This is a genomic window from uncultured Brachyspira sp., from assembly GCF_910578695.1.
Lineage (GTDB): Bacteria > Spirochaetota > Brachyspiria > Brachyspirales > Brachyspiraceae > Brachyspira.
Window position 1 is genome coordinate 55,268 of record NZ_CAJTQJ010000004.1, and the last position, 18,142, is coordinate 73,409.

The 18,142-nt window shown below is 26.8% G+C and carries 17 protein-coding genes; 7 read left to right on the top strand and 10 right to left on the bottom strand.

Going from position 1 to position 18,142, the window contains the following annotated elements; genetic code table 11:
• Positions 1 to 54: 54 nt before the first annotated feature.
• The 3 genes from QZ288_RS02195 to QZ288_RS02205 all read right to left on the bottom strand — a co-directional run bounded on the left by QZ288_RS02195 (position 55) and on the right by QZ288_RS02205 (position 2,691).
• The gene (locus QZ288_RS02195; protein ID WP_295154493.1) at positions 55 to 717 is read right to left on the bottom strand and encodes a hypothetical protein; all 663 of its coding nucleotides are present in this window, start codon (positions 715 to 717) and stop codon (positions 55 to 57) included.
• 87 nt (positions 718 to 804) lie between these two features.
• Positions 805 to 1,563, bottom strand: coding sequence for an MBL fold metallo-hydrolase (locus tag QZ288_RS02200; protein ID WP_295154495.1), 759 nt, complete (start codon positions 1,561 to 1,563; stop codon positions 805 to 807).
• 72 nt (positions 1,564 to 1,635) lie between these two features.
• Positions 1,636 to 2,691, bottom strand: a complete 1,056-nt coding sequence (locus tag QZ288_RS02205; protein ID WP_295154497.1) for a glycosyltransferase family 9 protein — start codon at positions 2,689 to 2,691, stop codon at positions 1,636 to 1,638.
• A gap of 155 nt (positions 2,692 to 2,846) precedes the next feature.
• Here QZ288_RS02205 and QZ288_RS02210 point away from each other — a divergent pair, with 155 nt between their 5' ends.
• A complete protein-coding gene (locus QZ288_RS02210; RefSeq protein WP_295154499.1) occupies positions 2,847 to 3,833 on the top strand; it encodes an ABC transporter substrate-binding protein in 987 nt (328 codons plus the stop codon).
• Between the two features lie 52 nt (positions 3,834 to 3,885).
• Here QZ288_RS02210 and QZ288_RS02215 read toward each other — a convergent pair whose 3' ends face one another.
• A complete protein-coding gene (locus QZ288_RS02215) occupies positions 3,886 to 4,512 on the bottom strand; it encodes an SIS domain-containing protein (protein ID WP_295154501.1) in 627 nt (208 codons plus the stop codon).
• A gap of 74 nt (positions 4,513 to 4,586) precedes the next feature.
• Positions 4,587 to 5,249, bottom strand: a complete 663-nt coding sequence (locus QZ288_RS02220) for an ankyrin repeat domain-containing protein (RefSeq protein WP_295154503.1) — start codon at positions 5,247 to 5,249, stop codon at positions 4,587 to 4,589.
• A 259-nt stretch (positions 5,250 to 5,508) separates the two neighbouring features.
• Here QZ288_RS02220 and QZ288_RS02225 point away from each other — a divergent pair, with 259 nt between their 5' ends.
• The gene (locus QZ288_RS02225) at positions 5,509 to 6,945 is read left to right on the top strand and encodes a fibronectin type III domain-containing protein (RefSeq protein ID WP_295154505.1); all 1,437 of its coding nucleotides are present in this window, start codon (positions 5,509 to 5,511) and stop codon (positions 6,943 to 6,945) included.
• Positions 6,946 to 6,960: 15 nt separating this feature from the next.
• The gene (locus QZ288_RS02230; RefSeq protein ID WP_295154507.1) at positions 6,961 to 7,824 is read left to right on the top strand and encodes a tetratricopeptide repeat protein; all 864 of its coding nucleotides are present in this window, start codon (positions 6,961 to 6,963) and stop codon (positions 7,822 to 7,824) included.
• Between the two features lie 120 nt (positions 7,825 to 7,944).
• On the opposite strand, the gene QZ288_RS02235 is transcribed toward QZ288_RS02230, so the two are convergent.
• The 5 genes from QZ288_RS02235 to QZ288_RS02255 form a co-directional block, all read right to left on the bottom strand.
• On the bottom strand, positions 7,945 to 9,387 hold the full coding sequence (locus QZ288_RS02235) for a hypothetical protein (protein WP_295154509.1): 1,443 nt from the start codon (positions 9,385 to 9,387) through the stop codon (positions 7,945 to 7,947).
• A 13-nt stretch (positions 9,388 to 9,400) separates the two neighbouring features.
• Positions 9,401 to 11,143 carry a phosphoenolpyruvate--protein phosphotransferase gene (gene ptsP / locus QZ288_RS02240; RefSeq protein ID WP_295154511.1) on the bottom strand — a complete coding sequence of 581 codons (1,743 nt, stop codon included), beginning with the start codon at positions 11,141 to 11,143 and terminating at the stop codon, positions 9,401 to 9,403.
• A gap of 166 nt (positions 11,144 to 11,309) precedes the next feature.
• Positions 11,310 to 12,026 carry a 5'-methylthioadenosine/adenosylhomocysteine nucleosidase gene (locus QZ288_RS02245; RefSeq protein ID WP_295154513.1) on the bottom strand — a complete coding sequence of 239 codons (717 nt, stop codon included), beginning with the start codon at positions 12,024 to 12,026 and terminating at the stop codon, positions 11,310 to 11,312.
• Between the two features lie 138 nt (positions 12,027 to 12,164).
• Positions 12,165 to 13,613 (bottom strand): Asp-tRNA(Asn)/Glu-tRNA(Gln) amidotransferase subunit GatA, encoded by a 1,449-nt coding sequence (gene gatA, locus QZ288_RS02250; protein ID WP_295154515.1) that lies wholly within the window; start codon positions 13,611 to 13,613, stop codon positions 12,165 to 12,167.
• A gap of 199 nt (positions 13,614 to 13,812) precedes the next feature.
• Positions 13,813 to 14,703: a hypothetical protein gene (locus QZ288_RS02255; protein WP_295154517.1), complete on the bottom strand. Its 891-nt coding sequence runs from the start codon at positions 14,701 to 14,703 to the stop codon at positions 13,813 to 13,815.
• Between the two features lie 289 nt (positions 14,704 to 14,992).
• On the opposite strand from QZ288_RS02255, the gene rpsF reads away from it, so the two are divergent.
• The 4 genes from rpsF (at position 14,993) to QZ288_RS02275 (ending at position 18,041) form a co-directional block, all read left to right on the top strand.
• Entirely contained in the window at positions 14,993 to 15,319 is a 327-nt protein-coding gene (gene rpsF / locus QZ288_RS02260; protein ID WP_295154519.1) for a 30S ribosomal protein S6, read from the top strand.
• 12 nt (positions 15,320 to 15,331) lie between these two features.
• The gene (gene ssb / locus QZ288_RS02265) at positions 15,332 to 15,760 is read left to right on the top strand and encodes a single-stranded DNA-binding protein (RefSeq protein ID WP_295154521.1); all 429 of its coding nucleotides are present in this window, start codon (positions 15,332 to 15,334) and stop codon (positions 15,758 to 15,760) included.
• A gap of 34 nt (positions 15,761 to 15,794) precedes the next feature.
• Positions 15,795 to 16,151, top strand: coding sequence for a 30S ribosomal protein S18 (gene rpsR / locus QZ288_RS02270; protein ID WP_295154522.1), 357 nt, complete (start codon positions 15,795 to 15,797; stop codon positions 16,149 to 16,151).
• A gap of 168 nt (positions 16,152 to 16,319) precedes the next feature.
• Positions 16,320 to 18,041: a cytochrome c biogenesis protein CcdA gene (locus QZ288_RS02275; RefSeq protein ID WP_295154616.1), complete on the top strand. Its 1,722-nt coding sequence runs from the start codon at positions 16,320 to 16,322 to the stop codon at positions 18,039 to 18,041.
• The last annotated feature ends 101 nt before the right edge of the window (positions 18,042 to 18,142 follow it).

The following is an 18,142-nucleotide window of genomic DNA, read 5'->3' on the forward strand; positions in this document are numbered from 1 at the left end:
TATATCAATTCAATATATAAAGTATATCAATTCAATATTATCAAATTTATTTTTTTAATTTCTAGTGCCTACAAAATAAGTGCCAAGCTGTATTCCAAAATCAAAAGAATGTATATCATATCTTGAATAGTTAGGATTTTTATAATTCATAGCAAAATCATAATTAAAATATAGTCCTGCAGCAATAGCCGAAAAACTGCTGAGATTATATTTAAAATCTATAGTAAATTTCAAATATGGTATAACAGCATTTGAAAATGATTTTTTTATTTCATCGCTATTTAATTTTGTATTATTATTATCATCTTTAATATTTGCAGCCAATGGTATTTTGACTCCTGAGCCTATTCCAAATGCTAAAATTAAAAAAGTTACTCTAAACATAGCACCTGCATTTAAACTGTCAAATGCATAAGAAACTACTTTTCCTTCTTTAGAATTCACATATTTATAAGTGCTTCTGTAATATCCTATATCAGCTAAAACATCAAATCCTAATAATCCCCCGAAATCATAAAAATATCCCGGCTGAACCAATACTCCGAAATCAAATGAGCTTCCGCCTTTAAAAGTATTCAATTTGCTTCCGTCTAATCCCCTCATATCAGAAAATGCAAAACTTCCTGTAAGAGGTACAAATAAAGCAACTCCTCCGCCATGCTGTGCTGATAGATTAATGCTGAAAAGTAATACAAATGATGCTATTAATTTTTTCATATAGTTTAGTTCTCTCTTAAATAATTATATTTAAAATTATATAATATAAAAAAATAATATAATGTCAAATAGATATAATAATAATTATCAAACTTGTATGCTAAGTCCGTCATAAGCAGGATACATATTTGCAGGAAGCTCTCGCTCCAAATTCTTATGTAAAACATCATGAGTCATATGAGTAAAATAAGCTTTTCTCACTCCCAATTTATCAGCAATATTAACAGACTCCTGCAAACATAAATGCGTATGATGAGGTCTATATCTTAATCCGTTCAAAACTAAAATTTCAGTACCCTCTAATAGTTTTAAACTTTCATCGCTTATATAGCTTGCATCTGTAATATAGCTGAAATTATTGAATCTATATCCTAATATATTAAGTACGCCGTGCTCTACATTAATAGGAGTAACCTTTATATCATCAAACATCATCTCATTTTCTATATGATAAAAAACAACCTGAGGAAGCCCTCCTCCTACTTGAACAGGGTTAAAAAAGTAATCATATTTATCCCTTAAATTATCCATAGTGTATTTATTTCCGTAGCAGTCTATTGATTTATGCAGCATAAAATTTAATGATCTCAAATCAACAATGCCTGAAGTATGATCTGCATGCTGATGAGTATAAAATACCGCTTCAAGACTATCAACTTTTTCTCTAAGCATCTGCTGTCTGAAATCAGCTGAAGTATCTACTACATAATTTTTATTATTATTTCTTATTAATATAGAAGAACGCGTCCTCTTATCTCTTTTATCCTTACTTCTGCATACTTTACATTTGCATCCTATCATAGGAATGCCGTCGGAAGTACCTGTACCTAAAAAAGTTATTTGCATGATATACCTCCTTATAAACAATTATATATTTATTATTATATAATTTTTATTCTTAATATCAATATTATTTATTCAGCATTTATATGCATTATCTATTTTTTCTATAAATCTTTTTGCCAAAACTTCAGCATCTATATTTTCTATGCATATATGATTATTAGGGCAATTTTTTCTTTTATAGCATCCTGCACATTCTAAATTTTCTACTCTTATAGTTTCAGAATTTTCAGCAATAGGTCCTACTCTTATTTCGCTAGTAGGACCGAATATAGCCATAAGAGGCTTTTTGAATGCACATCCTGTATGCATAGGAAATGAATCTACTGTAATAATGCCTTTTGAATTTTTTATTAAATATGCTAATTGAGGCAAATTAAAAAGTCCGGAAGTATTTACTGCATTATCAAAACCTTTAACTATCTCCAAACATTCATTATTATAATCTGATACAGCAGAAACTACTATCTGTATATCTCTTAATTTTTGAATCTCTTTTATTATTTCCCTTGACTTATTTACAGACAAATCTTTAGTATCCCATCTTGAAAAAGGAGAAAAAACTATATAATCTTTCTTTATATTGAAATTGCTGTTTATTGAATATTTTATACTTTCTATTTTTTCGGCAAAATCCGTATCTATATTTTCAGGCAAAAAATAGTCCAAATCTGTACCGTCATCAGGACAGTCAATAAATTTTAAAAAAGAAATTAATCCTATTACAGCATTTATATCTTTATAATAATTGCTTTTTACTCCAAACCATTTACCTTTAGCATATTTTTTTTTTGAACGGCATAAATACAAAAATATAATGCTTCTCTCAAGTCCCTGCAAATCCATAGCTATATCATAATACTCTTTTCTAACTTCTTTTATATGAGAAAAAAATTCTTTTATAGTAGAAAAAAATGATGAAAAAGATTTAAATATTTCTTTCTCATATCTATATATATCCAAAACATACAATTTATTTATATAAGGATTATTCTCTAATATTCCTAAAGCTCTTTTATCTGTCACTATATCTATAATGCAATCAGGCTTCCACTTTTTTAATGCCCTTATAATCGGAGTGATATGAAGAACATCTCCAAGAGAAGTTTGTTTTATTAAAAGTATTTTCATATAAATAAAACCTAAAATAATAATAGCTTAATAATACATATTTTTTTTAATATATCAAGAAAAAATTATAAAAATTACTATAAACAGTATTGACAAAATTACTTTATATAGTATTATTACTATATAAAGTAATTAAGTATTATAAAGGATTAAGTATGAAAAAGAATAAAATTATAATTTTTATATTAATAATAATATTTATACTAGTGTCATCATTTAGTATTAGTAAAAATAATATATATAAAAAAACTAATGCAGAAAATAATGATATTGTAAAAATAGGAGTAAGTCAGCTTATAGAACACGATGCTTTAAACTTAATATATAAAGGCATAGAAGATGAATTAAATAAATATTATAAAAACAGCAGTAAAAAAATAAATATAGATTATCAAAATGCTCAGGGTGAACAGGCAAACTGCAATACAATAGCACAAAAATTTGTTAATGATAAAAAAGATATTATAATAGCAATAGGAACTCCGCCTGCACAGTCTGCTGTAAACATGACAAAAAATATACCAATAATAGCTTCAGGAATAGGCGACCCTATAGGTGCAAAATTGGTAACTAATTTAAATAAACCGAATGCTAATATAACAGGCGTTATAAATCTTCCTCCAATAGAAAAACAAATAGAACTTATAACTAAACTTCTGCCTAATGCTAAAAAAATAGGACTTTTATACTGCTCAAGCGAAATAAATTCAGTATATCAAATAAAATTAGCAAAAGAAAAACTAGATTTACTAGGATTAGAATATATTGATCTTACAATTGCAAATGCAAATGAAATACAGCAGATGATGTTAAGTGCTGCAAATAAAGCGGATGTTATATTTTCTCCTACAGATAATATCATAGCAAGCAGTATGGCTAATGTTGCTATGATAGAAGAAAGCATAAAAATTCCTGTTGTATGTGCTGATGCAGGTATGACAAAAATAGGAGGTACAATTACATATTCTGTTGATTATTATGATATAGGAGTGCTTACTGCTAAAAAGACAATAGAGGTTTTAGAAAATATAAAAGATATAAAAAACATACCATTAGAACCTTCATATAATTATAATTTTGTAGTTAATACAAATATGATAGAAAAATTAGGACTTAAGATACCTAATAATTTATATAATTAATATAAAAATAGATGCTAGTTTTTATATGCTGCTAATTTTAAATAATCTATTATTATCTATTTTCTTTAAAAAAATGTTCTTCTACTCTTATGCAAATTTCATGATATATCGCCTCATGATATTCCTGAGATATATGAGTTTCTTTAGCAGGGGCTTTAATTGAAATATCAGATATTTCAGCAAGTTTTCCCCCATTCTCATTTGTAAAGGATATGATTTTTATACCCATAGCTTTAGCAAGTTTAGCAGCATAAATAATATTTTTTGCATTTCCAGATGTACTTATAGCAAAGAAAATATCTCCCCTATCTCCGAAACCTAATAATTGCTGGGCAAATACCAAATAAGGTTCTTTATCATTAAGATATGCACTTGAAAGTCCTAAATGCGAAGTTAAAGCAACAGCTCTCAAAGGAGATTCTAAATTATCGGCTATATATTCGCCGTCTTCTATCTTCAATAATTCATTTCTAATATTTTCATTAATAGGTCTTTTCTTTAAAAAACTTTTTAATAATTCTCCTGCTATATGCTCGCTGTCGCAGGCACTTCCGCCGTTTCCTGCTATTAAAACTTTATTTCCTCTTTCATAGCATTTTATAGTTTCATTTACAGCTTCTTCTATATTATTTTTTATTCCTTCCAATTTAGGAATTCTATTTATCAATTCTTCTATCATCTAATTTTCCTTAAAATAAATTACAATATTAAATTATATATAAAATTATATGTTTTTACAATATTTATTAAATATTACTCATAAGCTCCATAACTAGAAAGAAATTCAATCAAAGTTTCAGGTTTTTTATAATGCTCCTTAACATAAGTAAGTACTGTTCTTCCATTTTTATCCTTATTGTTAATATCAATTCCATTATCGCATAATATTTCAGCTAAAGGAAGCATATTTTCGCTTTTATCAGCAGACATAAAAACCATAAACAAAGCATTATAGCCGTCATTATTAACAGAATTAATATCTGCATTATAATCTACTAAAGACTGAACTATATCCTTATATAATCCGTATGAAGCAGCATGCAAAGCAGTTTCGCCATAATTATTAGAGGCATTAACATCTGCTTTTGCCTTTAATAAAATATTTACAATATCAGCATATCCTCCTGTTGATGCCATTATCAATGCTGTATATCCTACCTTATCCGAAATATTAACATCAGCATTTGAATTAATTAAAAGTCTTACTATAGCACTATGCCCGTGATGAGAGGCAAGCATTAATCCCGTAACTCCGTCTTCTGATACAGCATTAATATTAACTTTCCTATTTATAAGAGAAACTACTGCTTCATATTTGCCTTCCTCGCATGACTTCAAAAATCTCATTTCTGTATCTGTAAGACTATAAGCCGAGTAAAAAAATGATAATAAAATTATAAAAATCAATTTATTCATAAATAACCTAAAATAACCTAATTATTAATTATATATAATACTATTAAAAGAATATTTGTAAAAATATTTTTTAATAATATAATCAATTTTTTATTTTATTCAATAGCATAATTTTTTATAAATTTATAACGAATTTGAATTATATAAGTTTTATTTATATATAGTATAAAAAGATTATTTTTGTTATATTTTTAATAATGGAATTTAGAAATTATCCGAATAATTATTAAAGAAATATAACATAAATTAGGATTTGAATGTGCGTTATATAGTTTTTTTTATAGCGTTTATTTTATATTTTACAGCTAATCTAAGTTCTGCTGTGTATGATGTTTTTTCAAATACGAATAATATTCATTATAGTACATTAAATAATATTACAAATAGCTTTACATTAGATAATAATAGTCAGTCATATACAGATCCTTTATCAGAAATTTCATTATTAGAGAAATCTGTTTTAGGTGCTACTAGTATGCATGGAGTTACATACAGTTCTGATGTTAAAAGTATAGACGGAGTTCATGGGGGCAATGCAATATTTCTTCCCAATATTAAATCCTATGTAAAAATAGATCATCATTTAGATGAAGGTTCCAAATACTCTTATAATACTATGACAAGCTTCACTTTAGAATTTTATTTAAATCCCTATAGTGTAAGAATGAATTCGCAGGTTCTGTCAAAAATGGCTATATATAATGATAACGGCGTTACAAAATATTCTGGTATAAGAGCTAATATTATTAATGGAAGATTAGTTTGGCAGTTTAATAATTTATTTTCATATAATGGAATATATACAAATATTACTTTATCAGAAGGCGAATATTTGAAAGAAAATGAATGCAGACATCATAGCGTTAGTTTTGATGCTTCTACAGGAAAATTAGTAAAATATATAGACGGTTTAGAAGAGCAGGTAGTATATTTAACAAGTACAGGCGATAAAATGGGTTCTCCTTATATTATAGAATTTGAAAATATAAAATTAGATCCTATGTACTTAGGACAGGGATTTATCGGAGCAATAGAATCTTTTTATTTTACGCCTAGCTATAAACAAAACTTTAATTTATACAGATATGCTGCAAATGGCGATATAGTAAGCAAAGTTATAGATTTTCAAAATAATGATACTTTTATAGATGCTATTAATTATGCAGGTAATTTTACAAATGGAAGCAATATAGATTTATATTATAGAATTTCAGATTATTATTTTTCTCCGGATGATAATAATATAGCTTGGGAGAAATTATTATATAATACAAATATAATATCAAGCAGCAGTACAAGATATATTCAAATAAGAGCAGTATTAAATAGTAATGCTGATAGAAATATTACGCCTGTATTAAATAATGTTTCTATAGTTTATCATCATGCTAAACTGCCTCAAGTTCCTATTAATTTGACTGCCGTTTCAGCTGATGCTAATTCAATTATATTAAAATGGGAAGGTTCTCATGAAAATATATCAGGCTATAAAATTTATTATGGTACTAAATCAGGAGTTTATAATGATGCAGAGCATACCCCTATAATTATAGGAAAGCAGAATGAGTATTTAATAGAAGGACTTAGTGAAAATGAAGTTTATTATTTCACTATTACAGCTATAGGCGGCGAAGGCGGAAATTCAGAAAGCAGTTTTTCTAAAGAAGTTTATGCTAGACCAGTTTCATTAAAATAAAAAAGGAGTATTAACGTGTCTACTAATACTAAAGCAATGAAATTAAGCAATCTTGCTGAGGAGTTATTAAAGAAAGGAGTAAATGAAGAGGCTATTGAAGCCTTAAAAAGAAGTATGAGATTAAGTACTTCTGATGATATGAAATCATATTTACAAGTTGCTGTTTCTTTATTTGACAAAGGTGATTATGAACATGCTAAAATATTTTTAAGTACTTTCTTAGAGTATTGGATGGCAGCCGAAGCATATTTTATTTTGGCGGCTATTGCTAAAAATGAATATAAACTTGAAGAGGCTTTTGAACTTTATAGAAAGGGAATAACTTTATATACATCATCTAATCTTGATCCTTATTATGAGTTTTTATCTTTATGTACTGCTCTTAAAGAAGAGGATAAGGGATTAGAGGCTGCTAAAAATGTACTTAAAATAAATAATAAAGACAGAGTTGCTTTAGTTTATATGGCTAACTACTTTTTTAGAAATGGGCTTTATAAAGAAGCTATGAATTTTTATAAAATATTAGTAGACAATAAATTGGCTGATCATAATGATTATCATTATTATGGTGTTTGTCTTCACGAAATCAAAGATTATAAAAAAGCCGAAAATATGTATTTGCAGGCTTTAGCTATGTATCCTGCCGATACTCCTGAAGTGCTTGCTCTTAAAAATCTTAGAAGTAAAAGTTTAAAAGATAATTATCCTAATTTGGAAGAGAGTAAGGCTAAATACACTAATAAGATAAAAGAAAATCCAGAGTCAAGCGATTATTTTCATTTGGGAAATATTGAGTTTATAGAAGGCAATTATGAAAAGGCTGCTGAATTTTATTCAAAAGCAAAAGAAGTTTATGAGGATCATGTTTATATTTCATAAAATATAATATATGCTTATTTTTTTATTTTATTTAAATTTAATTAAATAAAAATCAGATTTTAATATAATATTTTTGCATTTTTCAATAAAATCTAAACAGCAATCGATTATAATACTTTTTTAATCCACACTATATTCCGCTTCGCTGTCTCCGCTTATAACAAATCTATACGGATTGTTCGGAAGTATTTTTACTAAATAATTATATAATAAAGTAGAACTTTGAAGCACATTATTATTAGTATTATAATAAAAGTATTTTGGATAATCTAATACATATTTATAATAAGGATTACTCTTTGAACTTACCAATTCCCCTATTTTATTATTAACTTTCCATAAGAAATAAACCGATTTATCTGTAAAATAATTTGTTTGATTATTATTTAATATATATGAAAAGAAGTCTGATGATTTTAGATAATCATAATTTTTATAAGAATTCATAGCCGATTTATAATTTTCAAATATATCTGCCATACCTTCTATATTATTAGTCATATATCTTAAATAGCTCCAGCCTATTATAGGTCCGTAATATGTATCATATTTAACTAAAGCCCAATCCTCTCTCTCTCTTTCTTTAGAATTATATACATTTGTTTTATTTAATACGGTTACAAAATCATAATTATATAATTTATGAAGTTCTTTTTCAGTACCTTGATTAATAGCAGGTATTCTATCTCTTATTATAATACCATTTCCTATTATATAATATTCTTCTTCAAATAAAGGCATCATATCTTCTATTCTTTTTTGTACTGTTTTTATAGTATCCTGATAATTTTTATTTTCATTAGCATTTAAAGTGAATGGAAGATTATCAGGAAAGTATGACTGATTATTTAATATATTTTCCTGAAGTACGCTTGTTCTGTATCTGTCTGAAAATCTTTTTAAGTATGTTATATTTGTATTGAATTTTGCTTTGTCATTTTCATCTTTTATTTCACTGAATCTATGTCTTATGCTGAAATAATATGCAAAATCTTTCAAAGGAAATACACTTTCTTCATCTTGAAGTATTCTGTCGAATGTATAGCCATTAAAAGAGTATTTTCCGTCTTTCACAGTAATACCCATTTGACTGTATATTTTTTTTAAAGAATCATTTAAATTCATAACCGCATCATCATTATTTTCTTCGCCTTCAATTATGCCTTCTGATAATAATCTAGTATAAAATTCTTCTATATATAAAGGCTCATTTTCCACCATATATATTAATGCCTGTCCAAATAAATATGAAGCCTCGCTTTCATAATAGCTTGAAGGGTATGTGAATAAGAATCTTGCTAAAGTTTCAAATCCTTCTTTATAGTTTGATGAAAGTATTTGATTTCTTCCTGTAATAAAAGTTCTTAATTCATTGTAGGGAGATTGTGAATCTTCTTCTTCCGTTTTCGGCAAAGTTTTTAAAAAATTTCCCAAAGGTCCGTAATCTTCAGTTTTTTGTATGCTTTTTAATTTTTTATAATCATTTATTGAATTTACTGCTTTGCAAGAATTAAATATCATAATACATATTAATATTATTATACCTAATAATTTTTTATTCATATTGTTTTACCTTTTATATGTTAAATTTTTTTCTAAAATTATATAAAGAAGATTTAGAAAAACTATTACTGCATTTCTCAAGCATTTCATTTACTAAATTTCTGCATTCTTCTATACTGACATTTCTAATAATATTTTTTACTGCCGAAATAGATTTTATTGGCATAGAAAATTCTCTTACTCCAAGCCCCAATAAAACAGGAGTATATTCAGGAACTCCTGCCATTTCTCCGCATAATGCTATAGGCTTATTATTTTCATTAGCTGTATTTATTATTTTTTTTAATGTTCTTAAAACTGATATATCTATAGGATTATATAAATATGTTAATTTTTCATTTGTTCTGTCGCATGCCATCATATACTGAACTAAATCATTAGAGCCTATAGATAAAAAATCTGCCTCTTTTACTATCAAATCTATTATTTCTGCAGCCGAAGGAGTTTCTATTAAAACGCCTATTTTTATATTTTCATTAAAATTCTGATTTTCTTTTTTTAATTCCTCTTTAACATCTTCTATAAACTTCTTAGTATCTTCAATCTCTTCCAAAGTGCTTATCATAGGAATCATTATTTCTATATTGCCGTAATGCGAAGCTCTAAGCAATGCTTTGATTTGATCTTTGAATAATTTTTTATTTTGTAAGCAAAATCTTATAGCACGCCAGCCCAAAAACGGATTATCCTCTTTAAAATCTAATCCTAAAGCAGGCGATATTTTATCTCCTCCTATATCCAAAGTTCTTATTATTACTTTTCCTTTTATTTTAGAAGCTATATATTTATATACTTCAAATTGAGCTTCTTCTGTAGGAAGCTCGGTAATTATTTCTTCATCTGAGAACATATATAAAAATTCTGTTCTGTACAAGCCTATTGAATCTATGCCGTATTTTAATAAACTTTCGGTTTCTTCTGGTATATCTATATTAGCATTTATTTTAATTTCAATATTATCTTTTGTTACAGCTTTTTCTTTTGCATCCAGTATAGATTTTTCTTTAAATTTTTTTATTTTATCTGAAAGCATAGTGTAATTATTAATATCTTTTTTGCTTGGATTCATTATCACTATATTGCTTTTGCAGTCTATTATTATTTTTTTTCCGTTTTTTATTTTGCTTGATATATCTGTTATATTGAATATTATTGCAATTCCAAATGATTTAGCTAGTATTGCTGTATGAGAAGTATATCCGCCGCTTTCTACTATAAAACCTTCAGCTCCTATATTATTAAATTTTAAAACATCGCTTGGAGTTAATGTTTTTGCTATTACTATACTATTCTTTGGTACTTGAGAATAATCTGCTGAATTAGGCTGTATTAAATTTCTTATAAGCCTAGTTTTTATATCGATAATATCGCTGCTTCTTTCAGAAAGCATTTTATTATTTATAGATGATAATTTTTCAAGATACTCTGAAATTATAGTGTCATATATATGTTCTATATTGAATAATTTATTTTTTACTTCTTCTTTTACTTGTTTTTCTATCACTTTATCCTGAAGCATTAATATATGTATAGATAAAATATTTTTTATATTATTATCTGCATTCATTTGAAGTAATTTTATTTCTTCTATAGATTTATTTACAGCTTCATCAAATCTTTTATATTCTTCTTCTATATCATCTTCTTCTATTTTGTATATTGGAGTATCTAGCGAGTGAGCATAAAAAAAAGAGCTTCCTATAGCTACATCATCTCCAACGCCGTTTCCGCTTAATATCGTTCTTTTATCAGGCATGCATTCTCCAATATTATGTTAATTAATATTAAAGATTATATTATAAATGTAAAAATTTTCAATAGTAAATTAATTGTAAATATTATTATTTTTTTATTAGAATATATATTACACTTAATTCATTAGTAATGTATTATTATAAAATTTTATTTATCATTTAAAATTTTTATTTCATATTTTCAAGCATTTCCACTACTATTTTCATAGAATTCTGTGCAGACTTCACAACAAATTTAGGAAAATCAATCACAGCATCACTGTCAGCTTTATCAGATAATGAGCGTATTACTACGAAAGGCACTTTATACATCAAAGCAGTATGAGCTACAGCAGCCCCCTCCATTTCTATAGCACCTGCTTTAAATTTATTATGTATCTGCTTAACTTTATTATTATCCCCTATAAACTGATCTCCTGTAGCTATGGTATCAATATATACTTTATTTTCTGTTATAACTTTCTCGGCAGATTCTTTCGCCAATTCTATCAAATAATTATCAGCAGGATAATAGTTTTTATCATAGCCCTTAACCAATACAGTAAGTTCATCTCCGTCCAAAGCACTTGTATCAAAATCATGCTCTATTAAATCTTTTGAAATGACAATATCGGATATATCATAATTAGGATTTAGAGAACCTGCAACTCCTGTAAATATTATCTTTTCTACATTAAATCTTTCTATAGCTATAGCAGCTGCAATTGCCGCATTAACTTTTCCTATACCAGATTTGAATAATACTATATCTTTATTGCATAATGTGCCTTTATAATAAGTTATATCAGCTATTTCTATCTCTTCTATATTTTGAATCATACCTTTAAAATTTGTAATTTCAGAATCCATAGCACCCATTATTGCAATTCTTTTAGTTTCCGACATAAAAATTAATCTCCTTAAAATAATTTAAATAGTATATAGTAATTATATATTAAAAAATTATTTTTATAAACTTTTTATTTAAGTTTTATTATAAAAAAAAGAGGGAATAAAATCCCTCTTAAAATATTAAAAATAAAATTAATTATTTGAAATTTCATGAGCATAAGCCATTCTAAACATATCAGTTTCATTGAACTGTTTAGCAATGAATTGTATTCCTATAGGCATATTATTTTTATCATAACCGCAAGGAACACTCATAGCAGGAAGCCCAACCAAATTAATATTTGAAGCATAGCTGTCAGCCAAGAAACTTAAAGCACTGTCAGTTTTATCTCTGCTGCCTAAAAGTCCTGCAGTTACAGGAGAAGTAGGCGATATAATAACATCAACATCTTTGAATGCATTATCAAAGTCCATCTGCATAAGTTTTCTCACCTTTAAAGCATGCTGATAATGGCTATAGAAAAATCTTTTGCCTGTCATTAAAGTACCGAATAATATTCTAGCCCTAGTTTCAAAAGCAAGCCCTACGCTCCTTGAAGTATAATAATATTCATCTAAATTGAAATCTCCTTTAGGGTGATATCCGTATCTTATTCCGTCATATCTGCCCATATTAGATGCTACTTCAACCGCCATAACAGCAGTATAAACCCTTGAGCCGTATTTAGCATTAGGAAGACTTATATCAACTATTTCAGCACCTTGTTCTTTTAATTTTTCAATAGCATTCATTATTTTTTCTTTTACATCATAAGCTATTAAATCTGTATTATAATATTCTTTAGCAAGCCCTATTTTCATACCCTTAATATTGCCATCTAAATATGAATTATAATCGGGTACAGGTATATTTAAAGTAGTTGATTCTTTATTATCAAAACCAGCTATTATTTTAGTCATTAAAGCTGCATCTTGAACATTTTTAGTTAAAGGTCCTACTTGGTCTAAACTGCTTGCCATAGCTATGCATCCTAATCTAGGTACTCTTCCATAAGTAGGCTTAACTCCTACTATACCGCAGAAAGATGCAGGCTGTCTTATTGAACCTCCTGTATCGCTTCCCAAAGCAGCAAAAGCAAAATCAGCGGCAACAGCAGCAGCAGAACCGCCTGAAGAACCTCCGGGAACATGATTTCTATTTTTAGGATTTCTAGTTATACCGTAATTAGATGTTTCTGTAGTGCCTCCCATAGCAAATTCGTCCATATTAGTTCTGCCTATTATAATAGCACCATTATCAATTAACCGCTGAACTGTAGGAGCAGTATAGGGAGCTTTATATCCTTCAAGCATTTTTGAAGAAGCAGTCATCAAATGATCTTTATAGCATAAATTATCCTTAATTGCCATAGGTACGCCGAGCAGCGGTAAATCTTCGCCTTTATCTATTCTTTCCTGAGCTTTTTTTGCTTGTTCTAATGCCTCTTCTTTAAAAATTTCAATATAGGCATATATTTTATCATCTCTTTTATCATCTTCCTCTATCCTGCTGATTATAGAGCTGACTAATGCAGGAGCATCTATTTCTTTATTTTTTAATTTTTCTCTGATTTGAGTTATACTTAATTTATGCAACTCCATAATAAAAAACCTCTCATTTTAAACAAAAAATATAATAAAAGTTATTAATTTTTTAATTATATCATATATAAATGTTTTTTGCAAAAAATAAAAGATAAAAATATAATATTTGAAAAATATTGAGAAATATATTTACTGCAAAAAAAATAGAAAGCCTATAATAAATACAGACTTTCTATTTATTAAAATCAATTATTAATTACTGAGCATTATCAGCAGCTTGATTATCATTCTCATTTTCATCTTTTGGAGGTTTGATTTCAGGAGGTATTCCTACAGGAACATCAGCAAAATCAAAATAATTTTCATAATAAGATTTTTGGAATCTGTTTGCTATAGGTGCCATTCTAAAATTATCTACATAAGAAGCAACAAAGTTGATATTTTTTCCGCCGTAAGTAGCATAATAAACAGCTAAAGAAGTATTAGCAGCTTTATTAACATAATTTCCGTATCTCATAGAAGTAAAATCATCAAAAGTAACATGCTTGCTGTTATGGAATCCGCCGTATTTCATATGGAATCCGCCTAAAGTTCTGCTGAATAAACCTCTTGACATTACATATCCAGGGTGAGCATATTCTTTATCCTGATTTGCATTCTTATATCCTTCTAAAGTAAAATCACCTTCATAAACAGCACTGACAGCAAATAATTTATCTTCGTGAAAGAAGAATTTATAAGCCCATTTAGTTTCTTTTCCTGCTAAAGTTGCATGATCATTAATATTATCAGCTCTGACAGTCATACATTTAAATTCATTAGAAACTGTAAAATTAAAATATAAAATATTTTCATCTCTTGTAAAAAGCTCTGAAACATCATTAGTGGTAAATTTTACATTTATCCAATTCATAGCATGAGGATTATACCATACTAAATCAGGATCAGGATATTTGCTTACATAAAATGTACCGCTTATAGGCTCAGCTGCAGCTGAAGAAAAATTAGAAGCCATTAATATCTCATTAACTCTGTCAGGTGTAATTCCATAAGGAATCATATTATGAAACATATAAGGAATAGTCTCATAAGCAAATGCAGAGATACTTATAGCTGCAAATAAAAACATAACTAGTAATTTTCTCATTTGATTCTCCAAGATTTTTATTATTTTCTATTATACTATATTGAAAAATTAAATCAAATACATTATGTTTACTTATCTATATTTTTTTTGTATTTGATTAATTTATAATATAAAAAACAATATAAATATAAAGAAAATAGTAAAAATAGATTTTTTTTTATTATTAATTTTAATTTTATTGACTTTTAAATAAAAATCCTGTATTATTTTTCAAATAAAAATTATATACTTCGCTTCTTTTGTATTATTTTTTAATATATATAGAAGTCTTGTCCAAGGAGTTAAAAATATGAGAGAATACGAAATATTATTCGTAACAGAAATTAATGATGCTTTGCATCAAACAGCAAAAGAGCATGTAAAAACAATACTTCAGAATTATCATGCCGAAATATTCTATGAAGCTGATTACGGCATTCATAATTTAAGTTATCCTATACGAAAAGTTAATCAGGGTAAATACTATTATTATCATTTCAGATGTGACGGAAATAATTTAGTGCATATTGAAAAAGAATTGCGTTATGAACTTAGTATATTGAGATTTATAATAGTTCGTTTAGATGAAATAGTTCAGAAGAATAAAAAAGAAGAAAATAATAAAGAAGAGGCTTAAATAGGTTTTATTATGGCAACAGATTTTAATAATGTAACTTTAATAGGAAGACTTACAGCAGATCCTGTATCTAAATATTTGCCTAGCGGCAGTGCAGTTGCAGAGTTTTCTATAGCAAATAATTATTATGTCAGCAGTAAAAATACTACAGAAGTTAATTATTTTGAGGTGGTAGCTTTTGGAAAAATTGCTGAAACTGTGAGCAAATACCTTACAAAAGGAAAGCAAGTTGCTGTAATGGGTACTTTAAGACAGGATAGATGGCAGGATAAAGATACTAATACATCCAGATCAAAAGTTAGAATAGTTATGAGTTCTATGCAGATGCTAGGGAATCCTTCAGGTTCTTCTGTTGGTATGGATACTGCTTATTCGCCTTCTGCTTCAAACGGAGGAGTTGATTTGGGAAGTTTTGAAGATGATGATGAAGTACCGTTTTAATATCATATAAATTTTTTTAATTAGGAGATAAACAATGGATTTAGAAAATACAGAAAATCTTGAAAATAATAATACTGCTAATAATAACAATAATAATAATGAGGAAGAAAATAAAGTTAAAACTGATAAAAAACCTCATTTCAATAAGGAATCAAATACAAAAGACGGAAGAAAAAAATTCTTCAAGAAAAAAGTATGCTATTTCTGTAAAAATAATATTGATGTTTTAGATTATAAAGATATTAAATTATTAAAAAGATATGTTAAAGACAGCGGTAAGATAATACCTAAGCGTTTAAATGGCACCTGCTCTAAACATCAAAGATTAGTTACTAAGGCTATTAAAAGAGCTAGAAATATAGCATTTTTACCTTATGAAACTAGATATTAATTTTTGAATATTTGAATATAATCAGCCGTTATAATTTAATTTATAGCGGCTTTTTTATTTTTTAATTCTTAAATAAATAATAAAATATTAATTTTTAACTAAAATATTATTATAAATGTTATACTATACAAACAAAAATATATAATAAAAAACGGCATAATAATTATGATGAATATAAATCAATTAAAATATATTATAATTTTAATATTTATTGCTGCATATACCTCATTAGCTCAAAATAATAATTTATTTAATTTAAACAATTTTGATTCTTTAAATAAAAATCCTCAAATTCATTTTATTTTAGAAACAAATAATAATAAATTAAAAGTAAAAGCAATTATACCAAATAATTATTATGCATATTTGGAATCAAGCATGGCAAATAAAATATTATTTTTGGCAGATAATAAAGAAATAGATACAATATATCCTAAAGGAGAAAAATATTATGATGATATTATAATAAAAGGAGAACAGGAGTTTATCTTAAATGATATTGATATAAATAATATTAGTTTTATAAAATCAGTTTATCAGCTATGTTCATCTGAAGATAATATATGTCTTTCTCCTCAAAGTGAAATTATTTACGGAAAAGAAACTGATATTATAAAAGATGAAAAGCCTGAAAATGCAGATTCTATAGAAAACTATATAAAAGAAAGCAATAATATATTTATAACTTTAATATTAATATTTGCCGCAGGATTTGTCTCTGTGCTTTTGCCTTGTACTTATCCATTATTATCAATAACTGTATCAGTTCTTGGAAATACAAATAATAATGATAATAAAAAGTCCGGTATTTTAGCATCGCTTTTATTTGCATTAGGCATAATCACAGCATATACTTTTTTGGGTGCTTTAGTTTCAGCTGCAGGATTTATTTTTCATAAAACCATACTTTTTGGAAGTCTTGGATACAATCCTATAGTATTAACTGTATTAGTATTGCTATTTTTATATTTCACATTTTCAATGGCTGGATTCTATGAAATTAAAGCTCCTAGTTTTTTGCAGTCTGCAAAAACAAATGCATACGGCAAAAAAAATCAGCCAGTATTCCATAAATATATAATGGGGCTTCTTGCAGGAATAGCTGCTTCTCCTTGTGCTGCTCCTATAATAGCCGTTATTTTAGAAATAGGTTTTCTTAATCCTGTATTTGCTGTTCTTTATATGGCAGTTTATGCTTTGGGTTTTTCTTCAGTATTATTCATTCTTGGTACATTCGCTTCATTACTTACAAAAATGCCTAAAGCAGGAACTTGGATGATTTATGTTAAATATATTTTTACTTTTTTAATGATGATGATAAGTTTTTATTATGCTAATATACTTTTCGGAGTTTTGGGATTTACTGACATAAGTTATATATTAGCTTCAGCAATAATAATAGTATTTGCAGTATTAGTTTACATAATAAAAAATAAATCTGCTATGCTTAGTTCATTAGAGATAAAAATATTCGTCTCTGTATTAATATTATCTATATTATTAGGCAATGTTTATGAAGTTATAAAACAAAAAAATGAAGCTTCAAATCATATATCATATAATGAAGCATTAGAGCTTTCAAAACAAAATAATAAACCGATACTTATAGATTTCTCTGCCGTTTGGTGTGCTAACTGCTATGAGCTTAAAGAGAAAGTATTTGCTTATGAAGACTTAAAAAAGTTTATAGATGATAATTTGATTTTTACTGAAGTTAATGCTGATAAATACAAAAATATTTCTGATGAATATAATATTAAATGGCTTCCTTGGATAATAGTTATAGACAGCGATAAAAATATATTATATGAAAAAAATTCATTTTCAAGTTTTGATGAGAAAATGGCTTTGAATATAAAAAAAGATTTAGAGAAAATAATTAATAAATAAAAAAAGAGGAGACTTAAGAACAGGTTAAAAAAATTATCAAACAAAAAACCAAATTCATTAAATTAATTAAAAGGAGACACAATGAAAACAAGAGAAGAGAT

Bases quoted from the DNA above. Each gene is read 5' to 3' on its own strand.
- QZ288_RS02220 (WP_295154503.1), bottom strand. From the start codon at position 5,249: ATGAATAAATTGATTTTTATAATTTTATTATCATTTTTTTACTCGGCT.
- QZ288_RS02200 (WP_295154495.1), bottom strand. From the start codon at position 1,563: ATGCAAATAACTTTTTTAGGTACAGGTACTTCCGACGGCATTCCTATG.
- gatA (WP_295154515.1), bottom strand. From the start codon at position 13,613: ATGGAGTTGCATAAATTAAGTATAACTCAAATCAGAGAAAAATTAAAA.
- QZ288_RS02215 (WP_295154501.1), bottom strand. From the start codon at position 4,512: ATGATAGAAGAATTGATAAATAGAATTCCTAAATTGGAAGGAATAAAA.
- QZ288_RS02255 (WP_295154517.1), bottom strand. From the start codon at position 14,703: ATGAGAAAATTACTAGTTATGTTTTTATTTGCAGCTATAAGTATCTCT.
- QZ288_RS02235 (WP_295154509.1), bottom strand. From the start codon at position 9,387: ATGAATAAAAAATTATTAGGTATAATAATATTAATATGTATTATGATA.
- QZ288_RS02210 (WP_295154499.1), top strand. From the start codon at position 2,847: ATGAAAAAGAATAAAATTATAATTTTTATATTAATAATAATATTTATA.
- QZ288_RS02245 (WP_295154513.1), bottom strand. From the start codon at position 12,026: ATGTCGGAAACTAAAAGAATTGCAATAATGGGTGCTATGGATTCTGAA.
- QZ288_RS02275 (WP_295154616.1), top strand. From the start codon at position 16,320: ATGAATATAAATCAATTAAAATATATTATAATTTTAATATTTATTGCT.
- ssb (WP_295154521.1), top strand. From the start codon at position 15,332: ATGGCAACAGATTTTAATAATGTAACTTTAATAGGAAGACTTACAGCA.
- rpsF (WP_295154519.1), top strand. From the start codon at position 14,993: ATGAGAGAATACGAAATATTATTCGTAACAGAAATTAATGATGCTTTG.
- ptsP (WP_295154511.1), bottom strand. From the start codon at position 11,143: ATGCCTGATAAAAGAACGATATTAAGCGGAAACGGCGTTGGAGATGAT.
- QZ288_RS02195 (WP_295154493.1), bottom strand. From the start codon at position 717: ATGAAAAAATTAATAGCATCATTTGTATTACTTTTCAGCATTAATCTA.
- QZ288_RS02205 (WP_295154497.1), bottom strand. From the start codon at position 2,691: ATGAAAATACTTTTAATAAAACAAACTTCTCTTGGAGATGTTCTTCAT.
- rpsR (WP_295154522.1), top strand. From the start codon at position 15,795: ATGGATTTAGAAAATACAGAAAATCTTGAAAATAATAATACTGCTAAT.